Consider the following 25,574-nt stretch of genomic DNA (forward strand, 5'->3'; position numbering starts at 1 on the left):
CCTGCGGGAATGAAGCGGCGCGCGCGGGAACCCGGAGCCGCCCTTGCGGTTCCATTGAGTCATACCTGTTTCAGACCGTTCCGCCCGACATCATGCGCCTTATCCTGTTCTTCGCGGCGTGCCTGCTGCTCGCCGCCTGTTCCGCTGAAAACGATATGCGGCCCGACCGTTCGGTCGCCGTGATCGCCGAGCCCGTTGGCTTCCTGCCCGAGGAAGCCGTGGTCGAGGCGATCGGCACGGCGCGCGCGGCGCAGACGGCGGAGCTTTATCCCGAGGCGGCGGGAGAGGTCGTTGCGGTGCGTTTTGCCCCCGGCGATTACGTCCGCGCGGGCGCGCCGCTGGTCGAACTCGAAGCGCGCGCCGAGCGGCTGGCACTCAAACTCGCCGAGGTGCGGGTCGAGGAGGCCGAGCAATTGCTCGCCCGCTACCGCCGGATCGAGGACACCGGCGCGCTGTCGGAAAGCCAGATCGAGGCGGGCGAGACCGCGCTCGCCGCCGCCCGGATCGAGCGCGACCAGGCCGCCGACGCGCTTGCCGAGCGGACCGTGCGCGCGCCGTTCTCGGGCCATATCGGCTTCACCGAGGTTGATGTCGGCGACCGCATCACGCCCACCACGCTGATCGCCCAGCTCGACCGGCGCGACCGGCTGTTCGTTGAATTCAACGCGCCCGAGGCGGTGTTCCAGCGGCTCGGCGAGGGAACCAGCGTCGAACTCGTCCCCTTTTCCGAACCCGAACGCACCATCACGGCCCCGATCCGTGCGCGCGACACGGCGATCCAGCAGGACCAGCGCAGCTACCGCCTGCGCGCCGTGATCGCCAATGAAGGCGACCGCTACCGCCCCGGCATGAGCTTCACCGTGCGCTACACCGACCGCGGGCGGATGCGCGCCGCCGTGCCCGAAGCGGCGGTGGTGTGGGGCGGGGAGGGCTCCTCGGTCTTCGCGGTGCGGGACGGCAAGGCCGTGCGCGTCCCCGTCACCATCGCCGCGCGCCGCGACGGGCTGGCGCTGGTCGATGCCGAGCTCGAAGAGGGCGCGCTGGTGATCGCAGAGGGCGTGCAGAAGGTGCGCGAGGGGCAGGCGGTCGAACTGGTCGAGCCGCGCGAGCGCGAGGCGGCGGAAGTCGAGGCGGCGGCCGGATGACGGAAAAGACCGACCTGCCCATGCTCGCGGTCAAGCGGCCGCTGTTCATCATGGTTCTGAACCTGCTGATCGTGATCGCGGGGGCCGCCGCGCTGCTCGGCACCGAGGTGCGCGAACTGCCCAATGTCGACCGGCCGATCGTGACCGTGTCGGCGACCCTGCCGGGCGCTGCGCCCGAGACGATGGATTCCGAAGTCACCTCCGTCCTTGAAAACGCCGCCGCGCGCGTCAACGGCGTGCGCCAGATCCGGAGCTCGAGCGAGGAGAACAACACCCGCATCCGCGTCGAATTCACCCCCGGCACGGACCTCGACGCGGCTGCCAGCGACATCCGCGAAGCGGTCAGCCGGGTCACGCGCGAACTGCCCGACCGGCTCGAACAGGTGCGCGTCGTCAAGGCCGACGAGGACGCGCAGTCGATCATGACGCTGGCCGTGTCGAGCAACGCCTATGACGCGATGGACCTTACCCGGATCGTCGAGAACGACATCATCCCCGAACTGCTCGCGGCAGACGGCGTCGCCAGCATCGACACTTTCGGCACGCGCGAGCGGCAGCTTCGCGTCGCGGTCGATCCCGCCCGGCTCGCGCGCTATTCGCTGACCATGAGCGATGTGGCGGGCGCGCTCGAACAGGCGCCGTTCGATACGCCGGTGGGCTCCTTCCGCTCCGACCGCCAGCAATTGCTCGTGCGGGCCGAGGCCAAGGCGGCGGATCCGGAACGGATCGATGCGGTCGTGATCCGCGATGAAGTCACCATCGGCGACGTGGCGGAGACCTATTTCGCGCCCGCCGACGCGGAAAGCTATGTGCGTCTCGACGGTGAGCCGGTCATCGGCCTCGGCGTGATCCGGCAGGCCAATTCGAACACCATCGCGATTTCGGACGCGATCCGCGCGGCGACCGAGCGGCTCGACGAGCGGTTCGAGGACATCGACATCCGCGTCATCGCCGATGATGCCGTGTTCATCTCGACCTCGGTGCGCGAGGTGATCGTGACGCTCGCCTTCACCGTCGCGGTCGTGGTGCTGACGATCTGGCTGTTCTTCGGCCATGCCAGGCCGACGCTCATTCCCAGCACGGCCATTCCCATCGCGCTGGTCGGGGTGGTGTCCGGCATCTGGCTGTTCGGCTTCTCGATCAACCTTTTGACCCTGCTCGCCATCGTGCTCGCCACGGGTCTTATCGTCGACGATGCCATCGTCGTCCTCGAGAACGCGCAGCGGCTCCAGAAGGAGGAGGGGCTGGGGCGCAAGGCGTCGGCGGTGCTGGGCACGCGGCAGGTCTATTTCGCGGTGATCGCGACGACGGCGGTGCTGGTCTCGGTCTTCGTGCCGATCAGCTTCCTGCCGTCCGAGACCGGCCGCCTGTTCCGCGAATTCGGCTTCGTCCTTGCGATCGCGGTGATCCTGTCGACCTTCGTCGCGGTCAGCCTCGTCCCCGCGCTGGCGGCGAAGATCGACCTTGCGGGCGAGGGCGCGGACCCGAACCCGCGGTTGCAAGCCATCGCGAGCCGCTTTGCCGAGCGTTACCGCCACGGTGTCGAGCGCGCCATCGCGCGACCCTGGGTGACGGTCGGCCTCTCGCTCCTCGCGGTGGTCGGGGCGGGGCTGCTCTACACCCAGCTCGACGAGGAACTGGTCCCGGACGAGGACCGCGCGACTTTCTATGTCTGGGCGAGCGGGCCGGACGGTGTGGGCCTCGCCTTCATGGACCGCGAGATGGACGAGATCGAGGCGGTGCTCGAACCCTATGTCGAAAGCGGCGAGATCGAGAGCACGCTTTCCATCGTCGGGCGCTACGATCCCAACCGGGTGCAGGTCACCGCGAACCTCGCCGACTGGGACGAGCGGGCGCGCAGCCAGTCGGAAATCGTCGAGGAAGTGAGCGAACCGCTCGGCCGCCTGCCCGGTTCGCGCGCCTCGGCACGCGGACGCAGCACGCTGTCGGGCGGCTGGGGCAGGGGCGGCGGGCTGCAGGTCGCGCTGACGGGCGACAATTACGAGGGCATATACGCCTCGGCCCGCGCGCTGTCGGACGCCATCGCCACGCAGTCGGACATTCTTTCGGACCCTGAGATTTCCTACCAGCCGACCCAGCCGCAGCTTTCGATCGAAATCGACCGCCGCCGCGCGGCCGATCTCGGCGTCGACCTGTCGGACGTGGCGACGACCTTGCAGGCTATGGTCGACGGGCTCGAAGTGGTCGATCTCAACGTCGACGACCAGGCGATCCCGGTCTTCCTCACCGCCGAGACTGTGGCGATCACCCGGCCCGCCGATCTCGGCAATCTCTACGTGCGCGCGGGAAGCGGGGCGCTGGTGCCCGTCTCCTCGCTCACCCGCTTCGCCGAGGAAGGCGTCGCGGCCGAACTCGACCGCACCGAACAGCGCCGCGCGATCGAGGTCGAAGCCGCGATCGCGCCCGGCACCCCGCTCGCCGATGCGGTGGCGGAAATCGAGCGGCTGGCGGAGGAGGCGCTGGCCGAGGACATCGACATGATCCTGCAGGGCGAGGCGGAGCAATTGGAGGAAAGCTCGAACGAATTGCTGCTGACCTATGCCTTCGCGCTGCTGATCGTCTTCCTCGTCCTCGTCGCGCAGTTTGAAAGCCTCGCGAGCCCCTTCGTTATCCTCGCCTCGATCCCCTTCGCGCTGGCGGCGGCGATCTATGCGCTGTTCCTGTCGGGAACCTCGCTCAACATCTATTCGCAGATCGGGCTGGTCATGCTGATCGGGCTGATGGCGAAGAACGGCATCCTGATGGTCGAATTCGCCGACCAGAAGCGCGAGGGCGGGGCCGCGGTGCGCGAGGCCATTGCCGAGGCCGCCGCGATCCGCCTGCGCCCCATCGCGATGACGCTGATCTCCACCGTGCTGGGCGCGGTCCCGCTGGTGCTGGCGAGCGGGGCGGGGGCGGAAGCGCGGCAGGCGATCGGCTGGGTGATCTTCGGTGGGCTTGGCATCGCGGCGGTGTTCACCTTGTTCCTCGTGCCGGCGCTCTACACGCTGATCGCTCCGCTGACGAAGCCGCGGAGCGTCGACCTCGCCCGGTTCCGGCGCGAAATGGGCGAGGGCGAAGGGGGCCGAGAGAGCGCCGCCCCTTCCGGGGCGGCGGCATGAGGCGCGCGCTCGCCTGTGCCGGGCTCGCCCTGCTCGCGGGCTGCGTCTCACCCGACATCCCCGAGGTCGAGCCTGCGTCGGGCATCGCACTGCCGGACGACTATTTCGCCGATTCGCGCCCGCCCGCAGGGCTCGATGCGGCGTGGTGGCAAGGCTTCGGCGAGGCGGAACTCGATGCGGCTGTCGAGGAGGCGCTTTCCCGCAACCGCACGCTCGAGGCGGCGCGCGCGCGCCTTGCGGCGGCGCGCGCGGTGCTGCGCGCGGAAGAGGCGGATTTCCTGCCGACGGTGGACGGCGACGTGGCGTTCGGCGGGTCGGTGGACGATGGCGGCGGGGTGCTGGACGAGGCGAGCGCGGGGCTTGGCGGGGTGTGGACGATCGATCTCAACGGGCGGCTGTCGGCGGAACGGGCCGAGGCGCTCGCGGGCGTGCAGGCTTCCGAATATTTCCTCGCCGACCGCCGCCGCCTCGTCGCCTCGGCGGTGGCCAACCGCTTCGTCGAACTGCGCCGCACCGGCGCGCGGCTGCGGCTGCTCGACCAGTCCGCCGATCTCCAGCGCCAGACCCTGCGCATCGTGCAATTGCGCGAGGAGGCGGGCCTGTCCTCCAATTTCGACGTGCGCCGCGCCGCCGCCGACCTGTCGCGCACGCTCGCGCAGAGAGGCCCGCTGCTGCTCGCCCGCGCGCGCGCCGCCAATGCGCTTTCGGTCCTGACCGGCGAGCCGCCCGCCCCCGTGCCCGAAGCGGACGGAAGCGAGGACATCCCCGACTATGCGCGCGGCCCCGCGATCGGGCTGCCCGCCGACCTGCTGCGCGCGCGGCCCGACCTGCTGCTCGCCGAAGCCGACATCGCCGCTGCCGCCGCGCGCGTCGGAATCGAGCGGGCCGATCTGCTGCCCGCGCTGTCTCTGCCGGGCTTCGTCACGCTGGGCGACGGGAGCGTCGATGGGCTGTTTTCGCAGGCCATCGCCGGGCTTTCCGCAGTGCTCGGCGTGCCGATCCTCGACGGCGGCCGCCGCCGCGCCGAAATCGCCGCCGCCGAGGCCGGGCTGGACGCGGCGCTCGCCGATTACCGGCAGGTATTGCTCGAAAGCCTCGCCGACGTCGAAAGCGCGCTGGTCGCGATCCGCAGCGCCGAGGACCGCCGCGACGAACTCGCCACCGCGGTCGCGGAAAGCGAGGCCGCCTTCGAGCAGTCCAATGCGCTCTACCGCGAAGGGCTCGCCTCGCTGTTCGACGTGCTCGACGTGCAGCGCCAGCTGATCGGCAGCCGCGAGGCGCTGATCGATGCCGAGGCGAGCCTCGCGCAGGCCTATATCGACCTCTTCACCGCGACCGGCGCGCCCGCCGATGCTCCGGCCGACGCGCCGCCCGCCTGAGCCTCAGCGCACCCGCGAGGGCGCCACCAGCACCGCGTTGGCGATCATGAGGTCGAGCCCGTCGAGATAGGCGCGGGTCGCTGGATCATGCGCGAAGCCGATGGTCAGCCCCTCGCCCGTTTCCTGCGCCATGAGGAAGGGCTTGAACGCGAGCTGGCGGCGGTTCTCCTCCCAGACGTGACCCGACGCGACCAGCGCATCGGCCGGGGCGAAGCGCATCACGTTGGTCCCTGCTGCGCGGTCGAGCGGGTTGTAGATGAGCGACCCGCTGGCGAGCACCACGGCGCCCTCGTCATAGCCTGCGGACAGGAAATGTTCCGTGTCGGCAACCGTTTCGAGCAGCGCGCCGGGCAGGGTGTCGGGCAGGGCTTCCTCGTCCCTGATCGCCTCGCGGTATTCCGCCTCGCTGACGATTTCCGAACCCTTGGCGAGCGGCCTTTCGGCCCCGCCTTCCTCCGCGCCGTCCTCATCCGCGAACGGGTCGCGGCCCAGCGCCACTTCGCGCTTGACCGAGAGGAGCGGGGTGTCGCCCTCGCTGAACGCGCCGAGGCTGTCGCCCACCGCGACCAGCACCCCGCCGCGCTCGACGAAGGCGCGGATGGTCTTCATTCCCCCTTCGCCGAGCCGCGCCGCGGGATCGCCGTCAGGGACGATCAGCGCGTCGTATTCGGCAAGGTCGGCGCCGGCGAAACGGTCGGTGCGGATCGGGACCACCGGCAGGCCGAGCCGGCGTTCGAGGACATAGCGCATCGCGCCCGCGCTCAATTGCGACACGCCCTCGTCCCACGCCATCGCGACTTTCGGCAGGGTCAGCCGGACGAAGGCTTCGGAGCCGAGATTGGGCCCGTCCTCGACCCAGCCCGATTCCAGCGCGACGGTATGAGCGCCGACTTCGCGGGCGAGTTCGGCAAGGCGCGCCATGCGCTGCGGATCGTTCGCGCCCGCCGGGAAGACGACCGTGCCGCGCGGGAAGCTGCGTCCCTCGGCGGCGAAAGCCTCGTCCGTGACGCGCGCCTCGATCCCATCGCGCAGGGCGAGCGTGACGAGCCGCGCCTGTCCGCTGTCGGTCCACGGCACGGCCACGGCGAAGCTGCCCGCGCCTTGTGCGACCGGCGCGATCGGCGCGTCGGCGGCGAGCGGGTCGCCCGAAGCCGCGCCGCAGACGGCAACCTCGACGCCCGACATCAGCCCGACCGACCACGCGGTGACGTCATAGAGTTCGTGCGGCAGGTCCTGCGCGCGGCGGCGCTCCTGCTCGCTTAGAAACGCGCGCGGCAGGGGCGTGTCGCGGTCGAGCAGGCTCTTCGCCAGCCGCGCGGCGGGCTGGGCCTGCGGGACGGCGAGATAGCCTTGCGGGTAGGTCCGCCCGCAGGCGCTCGCCGGGCCGCCCTGGCGCAGCACCGCGATGCCCTGCGCGGCGAGGCGGCGGCCGAGCGCCTCGGCGTTCCAGCGGCGCTCGCCAAGGTCGATCACCCACGCCCCTTTGCCCGCCGCGCCGCGTGCATTGGCGGCGCGGTATTCGGTGAAATCGGAAAGGAAGCGCGCGGCGTTGTCGGCCACCGCCTCGGCGGTCGAAAGGCTTGCGACGAAGTGGTTGCGCACCCCGTCGGCATAGGTTAGCACGGTCCCGTCGCGGCGCTCCCAGACGAGCCCGCGCGCCGAGCCCTGTTCGTAAGTGCTCCCGATCGCGCCCTGGTGGGTGTTCCAAGTGTCGCCGTAGCCGGGATAGAACAGGTCATAGACCTCGCGCGTGAAATAGGGCTCGCCCATGGCATCGAAATAGCGCGCGTTGTTGCGCCCGATGATGTCGTAGGCGCGCTGCTGGGCGGCGGTGATGTTGGGATTGACCGGCTCGGCGGCGGGGCTGAAGAAATAGGTCTCGTCCCCGCCCATTTCGTGCAGGTCGACGACGACGACCGGGTTCCATTCTCGGATCGCGGCGACCTTGCCGCGGGTTTCGGGCTGAGACAAAGTGAACCAGTCGCGGTTGAGGTCGAACATATAGTGGTTGACCCGCCCGCTCGGCCACGGCTCGTCGTGCTCGGCGGCCTGGCGGTCGGCTGCGGGCGCGATGCCTTTCGCGGCGCGGAAGCGGTTGACGAAGCGCGCGCGCCCGTCCGGGTTCTGCAGCGGGTCGATGACGAGGATGGTTTCGGCGAGGATCTTCGCCGCGCGCGGATCGTCGGTTGCCGCGAGCAGGTGGTAGGCGGTCATCAGCGCGGCGTCGGTCGAGGAGATCTCGTTGCCGTGGACGCTGTAGGCGAGCCAGGTGACGGGGATCGCCGCGCCATTGCCGGGCCGGCCGGCGGCGATGGTCTGGAGATCGGCCCGGATCGCATCGAGCCGCGCCATGTTGTCGGGCGCGGTGAGGATCGCATAGACCAGCGGACGGCCTTCCCAGCTTCGCGCATATTCGACCAGCCGGATCCGGTCGGGCGCGGCTTCGGCGAGCGTCTTGAGGTAGCGCATCGCCTCGTCCGGCGAGGTGATCCGCTCGCCCGGCGCATGGCCGACCGTGTCGGCCAGAGTCGGGATCGCCGGGTCGAAATCGCCTTCGAGAAAGGATTGCGCGTGCACCGGCGCGGGAAAAAGCGATCCCGCCAGGATCAGGGCGGCGGCGATCAGGGCGTGGACGCCCGGCATTGTGTTCATGTCTGTCCCCGGTTGGTTCTGCGACCCTGGCTGCGAAGCGTTCGGTTGCGCGATCTCCGCAGGCCGGCCCCCGTGTGATGCCAAGATGAAGCGCGCCTGCCAATCCCGCTTTTCTTGAAGGCTTGGCGGGAGGGCCCAAGATGTGCTTGATTGCAGGGAACGGGGACAAAGGGATGGGAGGTTGCCACAGATGAACAAGGACACTGCGCCGCTTTGCATCGTCACCGGGGCGTCGTCGGGGATCGGGCTCTACGCCACGAAATCGCTCGTCATGCGCGGGTGGCACGTCGTCATGGCCTGCCGCGACACGGCCAAGGCCCAAGCCGCCGCGCGCGAGCTGGGCATTCCCGAAGAGGGCCGCACGATCATGCCGATCGACCTCGGCTCGCTCGCCAGCGTGCGCGCCTTCGTCGAGGCGTTCCGCGCCGCGGGCCGCCCGCTCGATGGGCTGGTGTGCAATGCTGCGACCTATATGCCGCGCCTCGTGGAGCCGCTGCGCTCGCCCGAGGGCTATGAGCTGAGCGTCGCGACCAATTATTTCGGCCATTTCCTGCTGGCGAACCTGCTGCTGGGCGACCTTGGCCGGGCGCGCGATGCGCGGCTCGTCACGCTCGGCACGGTGACGGCCAATTCGGAGGAATTCGGCGGCAAGATCCCGATTCCCGCCCCCGCCGATCTCGGCGATCTCGAGGGGCTGAAGGCGGGTTTCACCGAGCCGGTGGCGATGATCGACGGCAAGGCCTTCAAGCCGGGCAAGGCTTACAAGGATTCCAAGCTCGCCTGCATGATGATGAGCCGCGAGCTTCACGTGCGCTTCCACGACCGCACCGGCATCGTCTTCACCACGCTCTATCCCGGCTGCGTCGCCGACACCCCGCTGTTTCGCCACGCACCGCGCGCCTTCCAGCGCATCTTCCCGTGGTTCCAGAAGAATGTGACCGGCGGCTATGTCTCGCAGGAACTCGCGGGCGAGCGGGTCGCGGACGTGGTGGCAGATCCCGCCTTCGCGCGCTCGGGCGTCCACTGGAGCTGGGGCAACCGCCAGCGCGAAGGGCGCGAGGCTTTCGCACAAGGGCTTTCTCCCAAGGCGACCGATGCGGCGCGCGCGCGCGAGTTGTGGGATCTCACCGCTGGCCTCGTCGGGCTGGAGGAGCGCGTGGCCGAGCCTGCGTGAAATCGGGCGGGTGTGGCATTTATGCCTGCATTCGCCAAACCGCTGAAAACGCGGCCCTCTCGCCCCCCGTGTGACGAGAGCATGGCAGTGGTCGCATAAGCGCCGTCGAAGCGTCACCGAGCGGTCGCTCGCGCGTCAAGATCACCGCCTAACGGCCCCCTCGTGACCGTTTCCACGAGGGGGAATTTCATGACGCGCTTTCGCCTGCTTGCCGCCACCGCCGCCACCGCGCTCGCCTGCGGGATTGCCGCACCCGCCATCGCCGGCGAGGTCAGCGGGACCGTTGTCGATGCGAGCGAAACCATCGCGCTGCGTGCCGTGCAGGTCGAGATAGAGGAGCTCGGCCGGCAGGTGAACACCGAGCGCGGCGGGACCTTCACTTTCGGCGAGGTTCCCGCAGGCACCTACACCATCACCGCGCGCTATGTCGGGGCGGACCCGGTGTCGAAGCGCGTCACCGTGCCCGAAACCGGCGCGATCACGGTCGATTTCGCGCTCGGCCAGTCGGGCAGCCAGATCCTCGTCGTCGGCCAGGGCGCGAGCCAGGCCAGCGCCCTTTCGAGAAAGCGCGCCGCTGACGGCATTTCCGACGTCCTCACGCGCGATGCGATCGGCCAGTTCCCCGACCAGAACGTCGCCGAAAGCCTGCGCCGCCTGCCCGGCATCAACGTCCTCAACGACCAGGGCGAAGGCCGCTTCGTCGCGGTGCGCGGGCTCGACCCCAATCTCAACGCCACCTCGGTCAACGGCGTGCGCATCCCATCGCCCGAAGGCGATATTCGCGGGGTCGCATTGGATGTCGTCTCAAGCGAGATCATCGAATCGATCGAGGTGAAGAAATCGCTCACCCCCGACATGGACGCGGACACGATCGGCGCCTCGATCGAGATCAACACGACCAGCGCCTTCGACCGCAAGGAAGACCTCTATGTCGTCAAGCTGGGCGGCAGCTACAACGAATTGCGCGACACGCTGACCCCCGATCTCGGCGCGGATTTCTCCACCAAGCTGTCCGACAATTTCGGCGTTTCGGGCGGGATCAGCTTCTACAACCGCGAATTCCAGACCGATAACGTCGAGGCCGACGACTGGACCGAGGACGGCGGGCTGATCTACGCCGAGGAAGTCCAGTACCGCGACTACCTCGTCGAGCGCGAACGCATCAGCGCGACCCTGGGCTTCGACGCGCGCGTGGGCTCATCCACCGAGCTTTACCTGCGCGGCGTGTTCAGCCAGTTCGACGACCAGGAATTCCGCCGCCGCCTGACCTTCGACCTTGGCGATGCGAACGTCTCGGGCAATGGCCTCAGCCCCGTGTTCGACGACATCCGCGATCCGACCGACCCGGACGACGAGGCGGCAATCGCGATCGAGCGCGACATCAAGGACCGCTTCGAACGCCAGCGCATCCGCACCGTCACCTTTGGCGGGGAAAGCCGCTGGGACGGCCTGTTCGCGGAATATTCGGTAAGCTGGGCGAAGTCCTCCGAATTCGAGAACGGCTCGGTCGATCCCACGATCTTCGTCGGCGAATTCGAGGATTCGGGCCTCGGCATCGGCTTCGACTATTCGAACCCGCGCGTGCCCGCCTATAATGTCACCGGCAACACCGCCGACTTCCTCGACCCCTCCTTCTACGAACTCGACGAGATCGAACTGACCGCGCTGTCGGATGCCGAGGACGAGGAATTCGCCGCGCGCTTCGACCTCGGCCACGAATGGTACACCGAGGCGGGCACGATCACGCTGCAGGGCGGCCTCAAGGCGCGCTGGCGCGAAAAGCGCTTCAACGGCGAGATCGAGTTCTACGAACGCGACGACTACACGCTCGCCGATGTGCTGGGCGAAGGGCCGTCGAACACGCTAGCGGACCTCAACCCGCTGCCGGGCCTGACGCAGGCGACCGATTTCTTCCGGTCCAATTTCAACACCTTCGAGCTTAACGCCGTCGACACCGCGCTCGACAGCGCGAACGAGGACTATGTGGCCGAGGAAGACATTTTCGCAGGCTACCTCCTCGGCCGGTTCGAGAACGACCAGTGGCTCGTCATCGGCGGCGTGCGCTACGAGCGGACCGACAACCGCCTGTCGGGCTTCGAGACCGCGCTGTTCGAGGCAGGCCAGGACCTGCCCGGCGGCGGGGTCGCGGCCGACGACACGGTGATCGTCACGCCGGTCGAATTCGAGCGCGATTACGACCACTGGCTGCCCAGCCTCAACATCCGCTACACGCCGATGCCCGAATTCGTGATGCGCTTCGCCGGCTATCGCAGCCTCGTGCGTCCGAACCTCGAACAGCTCGCCCCGCGCTTCGAACTCGACGAGAACCGCGAGGCGGTGATCGGCAACCCGACGCTCCAGCCGTTCGAAGCCTGGAACCTCGATGCCAGCTTCGAATATTACATGAGCAGCAACGGCGCGATCACCGCGGCGGTGTTCTACAAGGACATCGACAATTACGTGACGACGCTGGTGCTCGACCAGCCGGGCAGCATTTTCGGGGTCGATTACGAACAGGGCGAGACTTTCGTGAACGGCCCGGCGGCGGAGATCTTCGGGATCGAGCTGGGCTTCTACCAGCGGCTCGATTTCCTCCCCGGTTTCCTCGACGGGCTGCTGGTGCAGGCGAATTACACCTACACCGACGCGAGCGGGCTGATCGCGGACGGGGACGTGGGCGACATCACCGCGGCGCCCACCTTCCGCGAGATCGCGCTTCCCGCCACCAGCGAGAACACGTTCAACGTCGCGCTCGGTTACGACAAGGGGCCGCTGAGCCTGCGCCTTGCCGGAACCTATCGCGACGGCTTCCTCGACGAGGTCAACGGCGACGGCCCGGAATTCGACCGCTTCACCGACAGCCTGTTCCAGCTCGATTTCACCGCGCGCTATCGCGTCACGAACAACGTCCAGGTCTATTTCGACTGGATCAACATCAACGACGCGGAATTCTACGCCTTCAACCGGCTCGGCGGGCGGCAGAACCTGTTGCAGTTCGAACGCTACAACTGGACGATGAAGGGCGGCGTTAGGCTGACCTTCTGATAGGGGGCGCACGATGCTGAAACCCTTTCACGCCTTTTCGCTCGTCACGCTGGGGATCGCGGCGGCCTGTGCCTCCATTCCCGTGACGGGCGACCCGGCGGTGACGGTGACGGCGGTGGCCGAGACCGTGCCGGTGGGGACCACCAACGAGGACGCCGCCGACGATCCCGCGATCTGGCGCAACCCGGCCGATCCGGCGAAAAGCCTGATCGTCGGGACCGACAAGAAAGGCGGGCTTTACGTCTACGACCTTGCCGGGCGCGAGGTTTCCTTCCTGCCCGCGCCGGGGCTCAACAATGTCGCCATCGCCGAATTGCCCGACGGGCGGGTGCTGACGCTGGCGAGCGACCGGAGCGATCTCGCCACGGCGCATATCCACGTCGCGCGGCTCGACACCGCGACAGGCTCGCTCACCCCGATGGCGCGCATCGCGGTCGGGCCGGGCGAGGGCTATGGCATCTGCATCGGCGCAGTCGATGCGGACGGCTCCTTCGCCGTGTTCAGCGCGCCCAAGGAAGGGACGATCTACCGCACCGCGCTCGCGCTGGAAGGGGAGAGGGTCACAGGCCGGACCGACACGCTCGCCACCGTCCCCTCCCAGCCGGAAGGCTGCGTCGCGGATCCGCGCACGAACACGCTCTATGTCGGTGAAGAGGCTGCTGGCATCTGGGCAATCGACATGGAAACGGGCGCGAAGGAGCTGGTCGCGCGCGTCGACAACCGCCTGCTGGTCGCCGATGTCGAGGGGCTGGCGCTCGCCCCCGAAGGCAGCGACGGCGGCTGGCTCGTCGCCTCCAGCCAGGGCGACAACGCCTATGCCGTCTTCCGCCTGCCCGGAATGGAGCCGCTCGGCCGCTTCCGCATCGGCGCGGGCGCTTTCGGCGGCACGGAGGAGACCGACGGGATCGAACTCGATGCGCGCTCCTTCGGCCCGGCCTTTCCGGGCGGGGCGTTCGTGGCGCAGGACGGGGTGAACGAAGACGCTGCGCAGAACTTCAAGCTGGTACGCTGGGACGCGGTTCTGGCCGCGCTCGAAGGGGCTGCGGGCGCGCGCTGAGCGGGCCTGCCGGGCGGCATTACTAACATAGGTTTCAGCGGTTTACCGCAAGAATGCTGCGCTGCAGCATGACTGAATTCTTGCGCTCGACTTGCCGCCATTTCCGCGCGAACGGCGAGCATGGCAAAATTGCAACATAGTTACGCCAAATATTTCAGCGGCATTACAATCTGGCGTAAGCGCCTTGACACCCTTCGCGGCTGCATCAATCCTGCTGCAATGCAACAGAAAAAGGGGCAGTCATGAACGTCGCGAAGCTCTCCACCCACGCTCTCCTGCTCGCCGCGGCGAGCGCCCTTCCGATGGCCGCCCAGGCGCAGGAAGCCCCCGACACCGCCGAACCCCCGGCCGAGGAAGAGAAGGCGATCATCGTCACCGGCTCGCGCATCGCGGTCGATCCCAATCTCGGCTCCGCCGCCCCGATTACCGCGGTCGACGGCGAAGTGCTGACCCAGTCGGGCACGGCCGACGTGGTCGACGTGCTGCGCGACGTGCCCGCGCTCTCGACCTCGACCACCACCGAAGCCTCGATCGACGGGGTCTTCGGCGAAGCGGTCGGCCAGTCGATCCTCAACCTGCGCGGCCTCGGATCGAACCGCACTCTGGTGCTGGTCAACGGCCGTCGTCACGTCTCGGGCGTCGCGGGCGAGCAGGCGGTGGACATCAACTCGATCCCCTCCGCCCTCATCGAGCGGGTCGAAGTGCTGACCGGCGGCGCGTCCTCGGTCTACGGCGCGGACGCGGTCACGGGCGTCGTCAACTTCATCCTGCGCGAGGATTTCGAGGGGCTCGAGGCGAACGTGCAATCCGGCCTCTCCTCGCGCGGGGACGCCTTCCGCATCAACGGCGACCTCACCTGGGGCATGAATTTCGCCGACGGGCGCGGCAATTTCGTGATCTCGGGCGAATATGCCTATGGCGAGGAGCTGCAGTTCGGCGACCGCTCCTTCACCCGCAACAACGGCATTTTCGACGACCAGGACAACCCCGCGCTGCGTTTCCAGGCGGGCGACATCGGCGCGGACACGCCCAATTTCGCGCAGTTCTATGCCGTGGGCGCGGGCGGTTTCCCGACCGGCTTTCCGATCCTCAGCGCCGATGCCTTCAGCCAGCGTTTTCTCGACCAGTTCGGGGTCGCGCCCAACCTGACGGCGGCGGAACTGGCGCTGATCGACCGCGCGGCCAATGCCCCGCGGCGCTTCATCGCGGCCGATCCGCGCTTTTCGCTGTCCTCGGCGGGCGGGGTGGTCGCGCCCGGCGACATCGGCCTGTCCGACGGCCCCGACATCAACGGCAACGGCGTGCCCGACTGCCTCGAAAGCTCGGTCGGCTTCAACTCGACTTTCAATCCCGGCGCTTTCGGCCTTGCGGGCGGCTGCGCGGTGATCAATCCCGACGGTTCGGTCGGGGTCTACCAGGACGGCACGATCACCGGCCTGTTCAACCAGTTCGGCGGCCCCGGCATCCAGAACAATTTCGACGTCAACTCGCTCATCCCGGAAACCGAGCGGTGGTCGGTCAACACCAACCTGACCTACGAAATCTCGTCCGAGGCGACGCTCTTCTTCGAGGGCAAGTATGTCTCGAACTCGGCCGAATTCCAGGCCCAGCCCAACACCTTCTACGACCTGCTGACGATCCGGGCGGACAACCCCTTCATCACGCCCGACCTGCAGCCCTTCGTCGCGCCGCTGTTCTTCGGCGGGGGCGAGGGGCTCTACATCACCCGCGACCCGGCGGACCTGGGGCCGAACCGCAACCGCAACGAGTTCGAGACCTGGCGCTTCGTCGGCGGGATGCGCGGCGACATCACCGACCATTTCTCCTACGAGATCGCGGCCAATTACGGCAAGTTCAACCAGACCACGAACGACGCCAACCGCGTCATCATGGACCGTTTCTTCGCCGCGATCGACGTGACGAGCGATGCGGCGGGCAACCCGATCTGCCGGTCCGACATCGACCCGACCCCGCCCGCGACCACGCCGTTCGGCATTCCGGCGGGCGATCCGGGCTTCTTCACCTTCAACCCCGGCGACGGGTCGTGCCGCCCGGCCAACATCCTCGGCGGGATCGGCGCGATCAGCCAGGACGCGATCGACTTCATCACCACCACGGTGGTCAATGAATTCGAGCTCGAACAGCTCGTCTTCAGCGCGATCTTCAGCGGCGACACCGGCGCTTTCTTCGAATTGCCGGGCGGCCCGGTCGGCTTTGCCGGCGGCTTCGAATTCCGCGAGGAGAAGAGCACCTCCGAATTCGACCCGCTGGTGCGCGGCGTCGTGCCGGTCAACACGCCCGATGCCAATGCCGGCGACCTCGTCTCCGACCTGCCGAACTCGCAGAACTCGCTGGTGTTCGATCCCGCCACGACGATCGCCAATGCGGGCGGCGAATTCACCGTCTACGACCTGTTCGCCGAAGTCCGCCTGCCGTTCCTTGCGGGCGTGCCCTTCGCCGAAATCCTCGAAGTGTCGGGCGCGGCGCGCTATTCCGACTATTCGACCGTCGGCAGCACCTTCACCTGGAACGTGAGCGGCCTCTACGCGCCGAGCGAGGACATCCTGTTCCGCGGCACCTATGCCAAGGCGGTGCGCGCGCCGAACATCAACGAGCTGTTCAACCCGGCGCAGGGCGCTTTCTTCCGCCCGTTCGACCCGTGCGACGTGAACAACCTCGCCACCGCGCAGGACCCGGCGCTGCGGCAGGCGAACTGCACCGCCTTCTTCGACCAGATCGGTTTCGACCCGACGCTGGGGACGGGGACCTATTCCTACGTCGATCCGCTGACCGCGCGCTTCTCGGGCTCGGTCTCGGGCAACCCCGACCTGCAGGAAGAAACCGCGACGACCTGGACCGTGGGCGTGCAGCTCACCCCGTCCTTCGTCCCCGGCCTCGCGGTCAGCGTCGATTATTACAATATCGAGATCGAGGACGCGATCAACGCCGTGGCGGCGCAGGACATCGTCGACAACTGCGTCGACAGCGCGACGATCGACAACGGCTTCTGCCCGCTGATCGACCGCAACCCGCTGACCGGCGGCTTCACCTTCCTGCGCCAGACTTCGGTCAACTTCGCGCGGCAGGAAACCGCCGGGATCGAGGCGGCGCTGCGCTACGGCTTCGACATCGGCGAGCACGGCTTCACGCTCGATGCGAGCGGGACCTGGGTCGACAAGCTCAACAACTTCTTCGATCCGGGCGATCCGACCCTGGTCGACCCCGAACTGGGCGAGCTGCAGCGCCCCGAATGGGCCGGCCGCGCCGCGCTCACCTGGGACTGGAAGGGCTTCTCGCTGACCTGGTCGACGACCTATTTCGACAGCATGGGCCTGCGCGCGGTCGAGATCGAGGAAGTCGGGACCACCGGCAGCGACACCTTCTCGCCCGCCAACGGCCTCGCCGACGACACCTTCATCCACGACATCGCCTTCACCTTCGACGTGAACGACACCTTCGACGTCTATGGCGGGGTGAACAACGTGTTCGACGAAAGGCCGTTCGTCACCGAACAGGCTTTCCCGACCAGCCCGGTCGGCACGCTGTTCTTCCTCGGGGTGCGCGCGCGTATGTGATCGCGCGCCCGCCGCGCGGGACAGCAGAAAGGGGCGGGGCGCTGCGGCGGTCCCGCCCCTTTGACATTGGGGCCCGCTTGCCTGCATGAAATCGCCTCAGGGATGACAGCGAAACGGACGGGGCGCTCGCGGTGAAACAGGGGGATGCACGCAAGGTGCTGCTGGCCGGGGCGAGCGGCACGATCGGCCGCGCGGCGGCGCGCGCGCTCATCGGGGCCGGGCACGAGGTTACCTGCGTGCTGCGCGACAGCGCCTCGGGCCGCGAGGCCGCCGAGGCGCTTCGCGACAATGGCTGCGCGGTCCGTTTCGCCGCGCTTTCCGACGCCGCCGCGCTCGATGCCGTTTTCGCCGAGGCGGCCCCGCAGGCGGTCATGTCGTGCATCGCCTCGCGCTCGGGCTCGCCAAGGGACGCGCGGGCGGTCGATCACGACGCCAACCTCGCCCTCCTCGAAGCCGCCGAGCGATCGGGCAGCGCCGAGCATTTCATCCTGCTGTCCGCGATCTGCGTCCAGCGCCCGCGCCTTGCCTTCCAGCACGAAAAGCTGCGCTTCGAGGCGCGGCTTGTCGAAAGCCCGCTGGCGCACACCATCGTGCGCCCGACCGCCTTCTTCAAGTCGCTGTCGGGGCAGGTGAAGCGGGTGCGCGCGGGCAAGCCCTTCCTCATCTTCGGCGACGGCGAACTGACCCGCTGCAAGCCGATTTCCGACGACGATCTCGGCCGCTTTCTCGCGCTCTGCGTCACCGATCCCGACAAGCGCGGGCAGATCCTCCCCATAGGCGGCCCCGGCCCGGCGATCAGCCTGAAGGAACAGGGCGCGATGCTGTGCGAGCTGGCCGGGCGCGAGCCCGCGTTCAAGTCGGTCCCGCCGGGGATGTTCACGCTCGCCTTGCGCGTGCTTTCGCTGGGCGCGCCCTTTTCCGAATGGTTCGCCGAGAAGGCGGAATACGCCCGGATCGCGCATTACTACGCGACCGAAAGTATGCTGGTGCTCGATCCCGCCAGCGGAACCTACAGCGCCGAGGCAACGCCCGAATTCGGGACGGAGACGCTGCGCGAGCATTACGCCCGGCTGCTCGGCGCACCCCTCTGACCGGTCCCTTTCGGGCCGCTGCGCAAATTTCGCGGGCCTCCACGATTTACACATATAAAAATATCTTTATATGATGGTCGGACCATGCAGATGGACGCCCTCTTCAAGGCTCTTGCCGATCCCACGCGCCTGCGCATCGCCCGGCTGCTGTCCGAAATGGAGCTGGCCGTGGGCGAGCTGGCGCAGGTCCTGGGGCAGAGCCAGCCGCGCGTCTCGCGTCATGTCGGCATCCTGTGCGATGCCGGGCTTGCCGAACGCCGCCGCGAGGGCAGCTGGGTTTTCCTCAGGAGCGCGAGCGGCCCGGGTGTCGATGCGCCGGTGATCGAGGCGCTCGAGAACCTGCTCGCCGTGGCCGAGGGCGAGGACAAGGGCTTCGCCGCCCAGTGCGAGGCCGACCGGCGCAAGCTCGCCGCGATCCGCTCCGCGCGTGAGGAGATCGCCCATTCCTATTTCGCCCGCCACGCGAGCGAATGGGACGAACTGCGCGCGCTCCACAGCCCCGACGAAAAGGTCGAGGAAGCCCTGCTCGAAGCGCTCGCCGGGCAGGCGCTCGGCACGCTGCTCGACATCGGCACGGGGACGGGGCGCATCGCGGAGGTCTTCGGCGACCATGCCGAGCGGATCGTCGCGCTCGACAAGAACCTCGAAATGCTGCGGGTCGCGCGGGCCAAGCTGCAGCACCTTCCCGCCGCCCGCGTCGACCTTGTCCAGGGCGATTTCGCCGACCTGCCGTTCGAAGAGGCGAGTTTCGACACCGTGGTGCTGCACCAGGTGCTCCATTTCGCGCCCGACCCCGCGCTCCCGCTGGCCGAGGCGGGCCGCGTGACCCGCGGCGGCGGGCGGATCGCGATCGTCGATTTCGCCAGCCACGACCGCGAGGAACTGCGCACCCGCCACCAGCACGCGCGCCTCGGCTTCACCGACGCGCAGGTGGCGAGCCTGCTGAAAGCGGCGGGCTTCGCCACGGCGGAGCCGGTCGCGCTCGAAGGCGGTGAGCTCGTCGTCAAGATCTGGCTCGGCACGCGCCGCGGCGCTGCGGGCAAGGGCGAAAAGCGCAAAGCCCCCGCCGCCGCGACGGCCGGCGAAGCCGTCACCGAATCCTCCTGAACCCACCCTTCCCGAGAAGGCGAAACCCATGACCCCGACCCTCGACCAGCTTCACGAACACCGCACCGCGGTCGAAACGCCGCTGTTCTCCGGCCTGCCCGGCGACATCGACGTGAGCTTCGAATTCTTCCCGCCCAAGACGGAGAAGATGGAAGCGCAATTGTGGGACGCGGTGCAGCAGCTGAAAGTGCTGGGGCCGCAGTTCGTTTCGGTCACCTACGGCGCGGGCGGATCGACGCGTGAGCGCACCCATGCGACCGTCTCGCGGATCATCAAGGAGGCGCACCTTCCCGCCGCGGCCCACCTCACCTGCGTCGGCGCGTCCAAGGCGGAAATCCGCGAAGTCGCCGAGCAGTACTGGGAAGCGGGCGTGCGCCACATCGTCGCCCTGCGCGGCGACGCGGGCGAGCCGGGCGCGCCCTTCACCCCGCATCCCGAAGGCTATGCCGGGGCGGCTGAACTGGTGAAGGGATTGAAGGAAATCGCAGATTTCGACATCTCGGTCGCCGCCTATCCCGAAACCCACCCGGACGCCGATTGCCCGCAGTCCTGCATCGACCATTTGAAGCGCAAACTGGACGCGGGCGCGAGCCGGGCAATCACGCAGTTCTTCTTTTCCGCCGAAACCTTTTTCCGTTACCGCGATGCGCTCGCCGCGAGCGGGATCGACAAGCTGGTGATCCCCGGCATCCTGCCCGTCACCAATGTCGCGCAGGCGCGCAAGTTCGCGGGCGCCTGCGGGGCGATCATCCCCGACTGGATGGACGGCCTGTTCGAAGGGCTCGACGAAAAGCCCGCCGCGCGCCAGCTCGTCGCCGCGACCGTCGCCGCCGAACTCTGCCGCCGCCTCTATGCGGGCGGGGTGCGCAATTTCCACTTCTACACGCTGAACCGCCCCGACCTCGCCTATGCGATCTGTCATATGCTCGGCAAACGCCCGGTCGCCGAGGCGGCTGCCGTCAAGCAGGGAGAAGCCGCATGAGCCTCCAGCCAAGCAAGGCCCGCCAGTCCTTCCTCGCCGAAGCCGCCAAGCGCGTGCTGATTTCCGACGGGGCTTTCGGGACGCAGATCCAGAACCGCAAGCTGTCCGAAGAAGACTACGCGGGCGATCTCGGCCTCGACGCCGACCAGAAGGGCAATAACGACATCCTCGCGCTCACCCGACCCGACGTGATCGCTGACATCACGCGGAACTATCTCGACGCGGGATCGGACGTGGTTTCGACCAACACCTTTTCCGCGAACCGCATCAGCCAGGCCGACTACAAGGCCGAAAGCAAGGTGCACGACATCAACGTCGCTTCCGGAAAGATCGCGCGCGAGCTTTGCGACGAATACGAAGCGAAAGATGGCCGCCCGCGCTTCGTCGCAGGCGCGATCGGGCCGACCAACAAGACGCTTTCGCTGAGCCCCGATGTCGAAGACCCCGGTTTCCGCGAGATCGATTTCGACGAACTCGTCGACGTCTATCACGAACAGGCCGCCGGGCTCGTCGAAGGCGGGTGCGACTTCATCCTGATCGAGACCGTGTTCGACACGCTCAATGCCAAGGCCGGCGTGATGGCGGTCAAGAAGCTCGAACGCGAACTGGGCCGCGAGGTCCCGGTGATGATCTCGATGACGCTCACCGACCTGTCGGGCCGGAATCTTTCGGGCCACACGGTCGATGCCTTCTGGTATGCCGTGCGCCACGCCAAGCCGGTGACGATCGGCCTCAACTGCTCCTTCGGCGCGGAACAGCTGCGCCCGCACGTGAAGAGCCTGTCGGGCCTCGCGGACACCCTGTTGATGGTCTACCCCAATGCGGGCCTGCCCAACGAGCTGGGCGAATACGACGAGGCGCCGGAAACCACCGCGGGCTTCGTCGCCGACTGGGCGAAGAACGGGCAGGTCAACGTGCTCGGCGGATGCTGCGGCTCGACCCCCGAACACATCGCCGCGATCGCCAAGGCGGTCGAAGGCGTCTCCCCCCGCTCCATTCCCACTCCAGAGGTCGCCATGCGATTGGCCGGCCTTGAATCCTTCGTGGTTGCTGCCTGAACATGAACGAACAAAGCTCGATTTCGCGCTTCATCAACATCGGTGAGCGCACCAATGTCACGGGCTCCGCCCGGTTCAAGAAGCTCATCATGGGCGGCGATTACACCGCCGCCGTCGAGGTCGCGCGCCAGCAGGTCGAAAACGGCGCGCAGGTGATCGACGTCAACATGGACGAAGGGCTGCTCGATGCCGTCGAGGCGATGACGACCTTCCTCAAGCTGATCGCCGCCGAACCCGACATCGCGCGCGTGCCGGTGATGATCGACAGCTCCAAATTCGAGGTGATCGAGGCGGGTCTGAAATGCGTCTCGGGCAAGCCGATCGTCAATTCGATCAGCATGAAGGAGGGCGAGGACGCCTTCCTCGAACACGCGCGCATCTGCATGGCCTATGGCGCTGCGGTCGTCGTGATGGCCTTCGACGAGGTCGGGCAGGCCGACACCAAGGCGCGCAAGGTCGAGATCTGCAAGCGCGCCTACGACCTGCTGGTGGCCGAGGGCTTTCCGCCTGAAGACATCATCTTCGACCCCAACATCTTCGCGGTCGCAACCGGCATCGAGGAGCATGACCGCTACGGATTGGACTTCATCGAGGCGGTGCGCGAGATCAAGGAGCTTTGCCCCCACGCGAAGACCAGCGGCGGGCTTTCCAATCTCTCCTTCTCCTTCCGCGGGAATGAGACCGTGCGCCGGGCGATGCACTCGGTCTTTCTCTACCACGCGATCCCCGCCGGGCTCGACATGGCGATCGTCAATGCGGGGCAATTGGACGTCTACGACACGATCGACCCCGAATTGCGCGAGGCGTGCGAGGACGTGATCCTCAACCGCGAGGTGGAAGGCGAGGAGACCGCCACGGAGCGCCTCATCAACCTCGCCGAAAGCTACAAGGGCAAGTCCAAGGAAGACGACAAGCAGGCCGCCGAATGGCGCGGCTGGGCGGTCGAAAAACGGCTCGAACACGCGCTGGTCAAGGGAATCGACGCGCATATCGTCGAAGACACCGAGGAAATGCGCGCCGCTACGGAAGAAAAGGGCGGGCGCCCGATCGAGGTGATCGAAGGCCCGCTGATGGACGGCATGAACGTCGTCGGCGACCTGTTCGGATCGGGCAAGATGTTCCTGCCGCAGGTGGTGAAATCCGCGCGCGTCATGAAGAAGGCGGTCGCCCACCTCATCCCCTATATCGAGGCCGAGAAAGACCTCCTTCCCGAAGCCGAGCGCAAGGCAAAGGGCAAGGTCATCATGGCCACGGTCAAGGGCGACGTGCACGACATCGGCAAGAACATCGTCGGCGTCGTCCTGCAGTGCAACGGCTATGACGTGATCGACCTTGGCGTCATGGTGCCGTGGTCGGACATCCTGAAGGCCGCGAACGACAACAAGGCCGACATGATCGGCCTGTCGGGCCTCATCACGCCCTCGCTCGATGAAATGGTGACCGTGGCCGAGGAAATGCAGCGCGCCGGCATGACCATGCCGCTGCTGATCGGCGGGGCGACCACGTCCAAGGTCCACACCGCATTGAAGATCGATCCGGCATACGAAGGCCCCGTCATCCACGTGCTCGACGCGAGCCGCGCGGTCGGGGTCGCCTCGCGGCTCCTGTCCGACACGCAGCGCGATGCCTTCGTCGAGGACACGGCGGCGGACTACGAAAAGGTCCGCGATGCCCGCGCGAACAAGGGCCAGAGCGAGCTGATGAGCCTCGAGGACGCGCGCGCCAACCAGTTCACCGCGCCGCAGCCCGAAAAGCCCGTCGCCCCGCAGAAGCCGGGCCTGCACGTCTACGACGACTGGGATTTGGCGGAGCTCGCCGAGTATATCGACTGGACGCCCTTCTTCCGCGCGTGGGAACTGCACGGCAATTATCCCGCCATCCTCGACGACGAGGTGGTGGGCGAGACCGCGCGCAGCCTCAAGGCCGATGCCGACGCCATGCTCGAGAAGATCATCTCCGAGAAATGGCTCACCGCGCGCGGCGTCGCGGGCCTGTGGCCCTGCGTGCGCGAAGGCGACGATGTGACGGTGCACGATCCCTCGCGCGCCAACGGGTCGAGCGGCGAGGTGCGCCTCCCGTTCCTGCGCCAGCAGGTCAGGAAGAGCCGCGAGCGGCCCAATATGTGCCTCGCTGATTTCGTCTCTCCCGAAGGCGACTGGATCGGCGGTTTCGCGGTCGGCATCCACGGCATCGACCCGCACATCGAACGCTTCCAGAAGGACAAGGACGACTACTCGGACATCCTCTTGAAGGCGCTCGCCGACCGTTTCGCCGAGGCTTTCGCCGAAAGGCTCCACCAGCACGTGCGCACGGACCTGTGGGGCTATGCCCCGGACGAGCAGTTCACCAACGAGGCGCTCATCAAGGAGCAGTATCGCGGCATCCGCCCGGCGCCCGGCTATCCGGCGTGCCCGGACCATTCATTGAAGCCGATCCTGTTCGACCTGCTCAAGGCGCAGGAGAACGTCGGGCTGGAGCTCACCGAAAGCTTCGCCATGTATCCGACCGCGGCGGTTTCGGGCTTCTACTTCGCCCACCCGGAAAGCCAGTATTTCGGCGTGGCGCGAATCGGGCGCGACCAGCTGGAGGATTACGCCGCCCGGCGCGGGGTCGATGTGGCCACCGCCGAACGCTGGCTGCGCCCCAATCTCGACTGAGAAAGGAGTTTATCCGCACGAAAGTTTCGCTCCACCCGAAATGGAGCATGAAAGATGCGCCCGGCGATTGACCTAACTCTTCGCGTGCGCAACATGACAAATGCCTGCCGGGAGCGATTCCGGCGTCTTTCGCGGGAGAGACTGGCCCCGGTGTCACGGCACGGGGGCATGGCGCCGAAGGAGCAACCGCCCCGGAAACTCTCAGGCCAAAGGACCGCGAACAGGCATGGGCACTCTGGAAAGCGTGTCGGTGGATTCCCGCCGCCACCACCGAAGGGGAATGCTGGGCATCCGGTCACGGACACCCCGCTAAGCTCTCAGGTTTCCCGACAGAGGGGGCAGGAACATTTTTGCGCCGCACGGCGCTGTTGGCCTGCCGCCACCTGACGGGGACATGATTTGAGCGACGACGACACTCTTGAAGAAGCCGAACTGGGCACGCTGCCGCTCGACGCGTGGCACCGCGCGAAGGGCGCGCGCATGGTCCCCTTCGCGGGCTATGAAATGCCGATCCAGTATGAAGGCGGCGGGATCGTCGCCGAACACAACTGGACGCGGGAAAGCGCGAGCCTGTTCGACGTTTCCCACATGGGCCAGCTTTCGGTCTCGGGCGAGAACGCCGCCGCCGAGCTCGAAAAGCTCGTCCCCGGCGCGGTCACTTCGCTGGGCGAGGGGCGGATGCGCTATTCGCTGCTGCTGACCGAGGCGGGCGGGGTGATCGACGACCTGATGATCACCAATGCGGGCCCGCACATCGCTCTCGTCGTCAACGGCGCGACCAAGTGGGACGACATCGCCCACCTGCGCGAACACCTGCCCGACGAAATCACGCTCACCCATTACGAGGACCAGGCGCTGCTCGCGCTGCAGGGGCCGAAGGCGGCCGAAGTGCTCGATGCGCTGGTCCCCGGCACGGGCGGGCTCACCTTCATGCGCGCCGCCGCCTTCGACTGGAACGGGGTGCCCCTGTGGGTCAGCCGCGCGGGCTATACCGGCGAGGACGGGTTCGAGATCTCGGTCCATGCCGACACGGCCGAGGCGCTGGCCGACGCGCTCACCGCGGACGAGCGGGTGAAGCCCGCCGGCCTCGGCGCGCGCGATTCGCTCAGGCTCGAAGCGGGCCTGCCGCTTTACGGCCACGACCTCACCACCGAAATCGACCCTGTCAGCGCGGGGCTCGGCTTCGCCCTGTCGAAAAAGCGCCGCGAGGCGGGCGGGTGGATGGGCCACCAGGCCTGCGCGGTGAAGCTCAAGGACGGCTGCGCCAGCACCCGCGTCGGCCTCGCGCTCGAAGGGCGCCTGCCCGCGCGCGAGGGCGCCCCGGTCTATGCGGGCGAGGAACTGGTCGGGAAAGTCACCTCCGGCGGCTTCTCGCCCACGCTCTCCCGCCCCATCGCCATGGCCTATGTCGGCGCGGATTACGCCGCCGAGGGAACGGCGCTCGAAATCGAGGTCAGGAACAAGCGCCTGCCCGCAACCGTCACCCCCATGCCTTTCGTCCCGCATCGCTATTACCGAGGGAGCTGATCG

At 67.7% G+C, this 25,574-nt stretch carries 14 protein-coding genes and 1 riboswitch; of the genes, 13 read left to right on the top strand and 1 reads right to left on the bottom strand.

Annotated elements, in window-relative coordinates; translation table 11 throughout:
- Positions 1 to 92 precede the first annotated feature (92 nt).
- Genes G9473_RS15790 through G9473_RS15800 form a run of 3 tightly spaced genes read left to right on the top strand, consistent with a single transcriptional unit; the run spans position 93 to position 5,646 of the window.
- Positions 93 to 1,145 (top strand): efflux RND transporter periplasmic adaptor subunit, encoded by a 1,053-nt coding sequence (locus G9473_RS15790; protein ID WP_291134734.1) that lies wholly within the window; start codon positions 93 to 95, stop codon positions 1,143 to 1,145.
- The gene (locus tag G9473_RS15795) at positions 1,142 to 4,267 is read left to right on the top strand and encodes an efflux RND transporter permease subunit (RefSeq protein ID WP_291134736.1); all 3,126 of its coding nucleotides are present in this window, start codon (positions 1,142 to 1,144) and stop codon (positions 4,265 to 4,267) included. Before G9473_RS15790 ends, G9473_RS15795 begins: the two co-directional genes overlap by 4 nt.
- Positions 4,264 to 5,646 carry a TolC family protein gene (locus G9473_RS15800; RefSeq protein ID WP_291134738.1) on the top strand — a complete coding sequence of 461 codons (1,383 nt, stop codon included), beginning with the start codon at positions 4,264 to 4,266 and terminating at the stop codon, positions 5,644 to 5,646. The genes G9473_RS15795 and G9473_RS15800 overlap by 4 nt, the downstream gene beginning before the upstream one ends.
- 3 nt (positions 5,647 to 5,649) lie before the next feature.
- Here the strand turns inward: G9473_RS15800 and G9473_RS15805 are convergent, their stop codons facing one another.
- Positions 5,650 to 8,298 (bottom strand): M14 family metallopeptidase, encoded by a 2,649-nt coding sequence (locus G9473_RS15805; RefSeq protein ID WP_291134740.1) that lies wholly within the window; start codon positions 8,296 to 8,298, stop codon positions 5,650 to 5,652.
- A 190-nt stretch (positions 8,299 to 8,488) separates the two neighbouring features.
- On the opposite strand from G9473_RS15805, the gene G9473_RS15810 reads away from it, so the two are divergent.
- From G9473_RS15810 to gcvT, 10 genes are all read left to right on the top strand, one after another.
- Entirely contained in the window at positions 8,489 to 9,472 is a 984-nt protein-coding gene (locus tag G9473_RS15810) for a protochlorophyllide reductase (protein ID WP_291134742.1), read from the top strand.
- Positions 9,473 to 9,661: 189 nt separating this feature from the next.
- Positions 9,662 to 12,517 carry a TonB-dependent receptor gene (locus G9473_RS15815; protein ID WP_291134744.1) on the top strand — a complete coding sequence of 952 codons (2,856 nt, stop codon included), beginning with the start codon at positions 9,662 to 9,664 and terminating at the stop codon, positions 12,515 to 12,517.
- A gap of 13 nt (positions 12,518 to 12,530) precedes the next feature.
- Positions 12,531 to 13,574: a phytase gene (locus G9473_RS15820; protein WP_291134746.1), complete on the top strand. Its 1,044-nt coding sequence runs from the start codon at positions 12,531 to 12,533 to the stop codon at positions 13,572 to 13,574.
- A 242-nt stretch (positions 13,575 to 13,816) separates the two neighbouring features.
- On the top strand, positions 13,817 to 17,149 hold the full coding sequence (locus tag G9473_RS15825) for a TonB-dependent receptor (protein WP_291134748.1): 3,333 nt from the start codon (positions 13,817 to 13,819) through the stop codon (positions 17,147 to 17,149).
- 131 nt (positions 17,150 to 17,280) lie between these two features.
- On the top strand, positions 17,281 to 18,240 hold the full coding sequence (locus G9473_RS15830; protein ID WP_291134750.1) for an NAD(P)H-binding protein: 960 nt from the start codon (positions 17,281 to 17,283) through the stop codon (positions 18,238 to 18,240).
- A gap of 84 nt (positions 18,241 to 18,324) precedes the next feature.
- Positions 18,325 to 19,347, top strand: a complete 1,023-nt coding sequence (locus G9473_RS15835; protein WP_291134752.1) for a metalloregulator ArsR/SmtB family transcription factor — start codon at positions 18,325 to 18,327, stop codon at positions 19,345 to 19,347.
- A 28-nt stretch (positions 19,348 to 19,375) separates the two neighbouring features.
- The gene (gene metF, locus G9473_RS15840; RefSeq protein ID WP_291134754.1) at positions 19,376 to 20,329 is read left to right on the top strand and encodes a methylenetetrahydrofolate reductase [NAD(P)H]; all 954 of its coding nucleotides are present in this window, start codon (positions 19,376 to 19,378) and stop codon (positions 20,327 to 20,329) included.
- The gene (locus G9473_RS15845; protein WP_291134756.1) at positions 20,326 to 21,387 is read left to right on the top strand and encodes a homocysteine S-methyltransferase family protein; all 1,062 of its coding nucleotides are present in this window, start codon (positions 20,326 to 20,328) and stop codon (positions 21,385 to 21,387) included. The genes metF and G9473_RS15845 overlap by 4 nt, the downstream gene beginning before the upstream one ends.
- A gap of 2 nt (positions 21,388 to 21,389) precedes the next feature.
- Positions 21,390 to 24,044 (top strand): methionine synthase, encoded by a 2,655-nt coding sequence (gene metH / locus G9473_RS15850; RefSeq protein WP_291134758.1) that lies wholly within the window; start codon positions 21,390 to 21,392, stop codon positions 24,042 to 24,044.
- A 122-nt stretch (positions 24,045 to 24,166) separates the two neighbouring features.
- Positions 24,167 to 24,271, top strand: a riboswitch (glycine riboswitch).
- 172 nt (positions 24,272 to 24,443) lie between these two features.
- Positions 24,444 to 25,571, top strand: a complete 1,128-nt coding sequence (gcvT, locus tag G9473_RS15855) for a glycine cleavage system aminomethyltransferase GcvT (RefSeq protein WP_291134760.1) — start codon at positions 24,444 to 24,446, stop codon at positions 25,569 to 25,571.
- Positions 25,572 to 25,574: the final 3 nt, after the last annotated feature.

It is taken from the genome of Erythrobacter sp. (genome assembly GCF_011765465.1).
In the GTDB taxonomy this organism is placed as follows: domain Bacteria; phylum Pseudomonadota; class Alphaproteobacteria; order Sphingomonadales; family Sphingomonadaceae; genus Erythrobacter.

Bases quoted from the DNA above. Each gene is read 5' to 3' on its own strand.
- G9473_RS15790 (WP_291134734.1), top strand. From the start codon at position 93: ATGCGCCTTATCCTGTTCTTCGCGGCGTGCCTGCTGCTCGCCGCCTGT.
- G9473_RS15795 (WP_291134736.1), top strand. From the start codon at position 1,142: ATGACGGAAAAGACCGACCTGCCCATGCTCGCGGTCAAGCGGCCGCTG.
- G9473_RS15800 (WP_291134738.1), top strand. From the start codon at position 4,264: ATGAGGCGCGCGCTCGCCTGTGCCGGGCTCGCCCTGCTCGCGGGCTGC.
- G9473_RS15805 (WP_291134740.1), bottom strand. From the start codon at position 8,298: ATGAACACAATGCCGGGCGTCCACGCCCTGATCGCCGCCGCCCTGATC.
- G9473_RS15810 (WP_291134742.1), top strand. From the start codon at position 8,489: ATGAACAAGGACACTGCGCCGCTTTGCATCGTCACCGGGGCGTCGTCG.
- G9473_RS15815 (WP_291134744.1), top strand. From the start codon at position 9,662: ATGACGCGCTTTCGCCTGCTTGCCGCCACCGCCGCCACCGCGCTCGCC.
- G9473_RS15820 (WP_291134746.1), top strand. From the start codon at position 12,531: ATGCTGAAACCCTTTCACGCCTTTTCGCTCGTCACGCTGGGGATCGCG.
- G9473_RS15825 (WP_291134748.1), top strand. From the start codon at position 13,817: ATGAACGTCGCGAAGCTCTCCACCCACGCTCTCCTGCTCGCCGCGGCG.
- G9473_RS15835 (WP_291134752.1), top strand. From the start codon at position 18,325: ATGCAGATGGACGCCCTCTTCAAGGCTCTTGCCGATCCCACGCGCCTG.
- metF (WP_291134754.1), top strand. From the start codon at position 19,376: ATGACCCCGACCCTCGACCAGCTTCACGAACACCGCACCGCGGTCGAA.
- G9473_RS15845 (WP_291134756.1), top strand. From the start codon at position 20,326: ATGAGCCTCCAGCCAAGCAAGGCCCGCCAGTCCTTCCTCGCCGAAGCC.
- metH (WP_291134758.1), top strand. From the start codon at position 21,390: ATGAACGAACAAAGCTCGATTTCGCGCTTCATCAACATCGGTGAGCGC.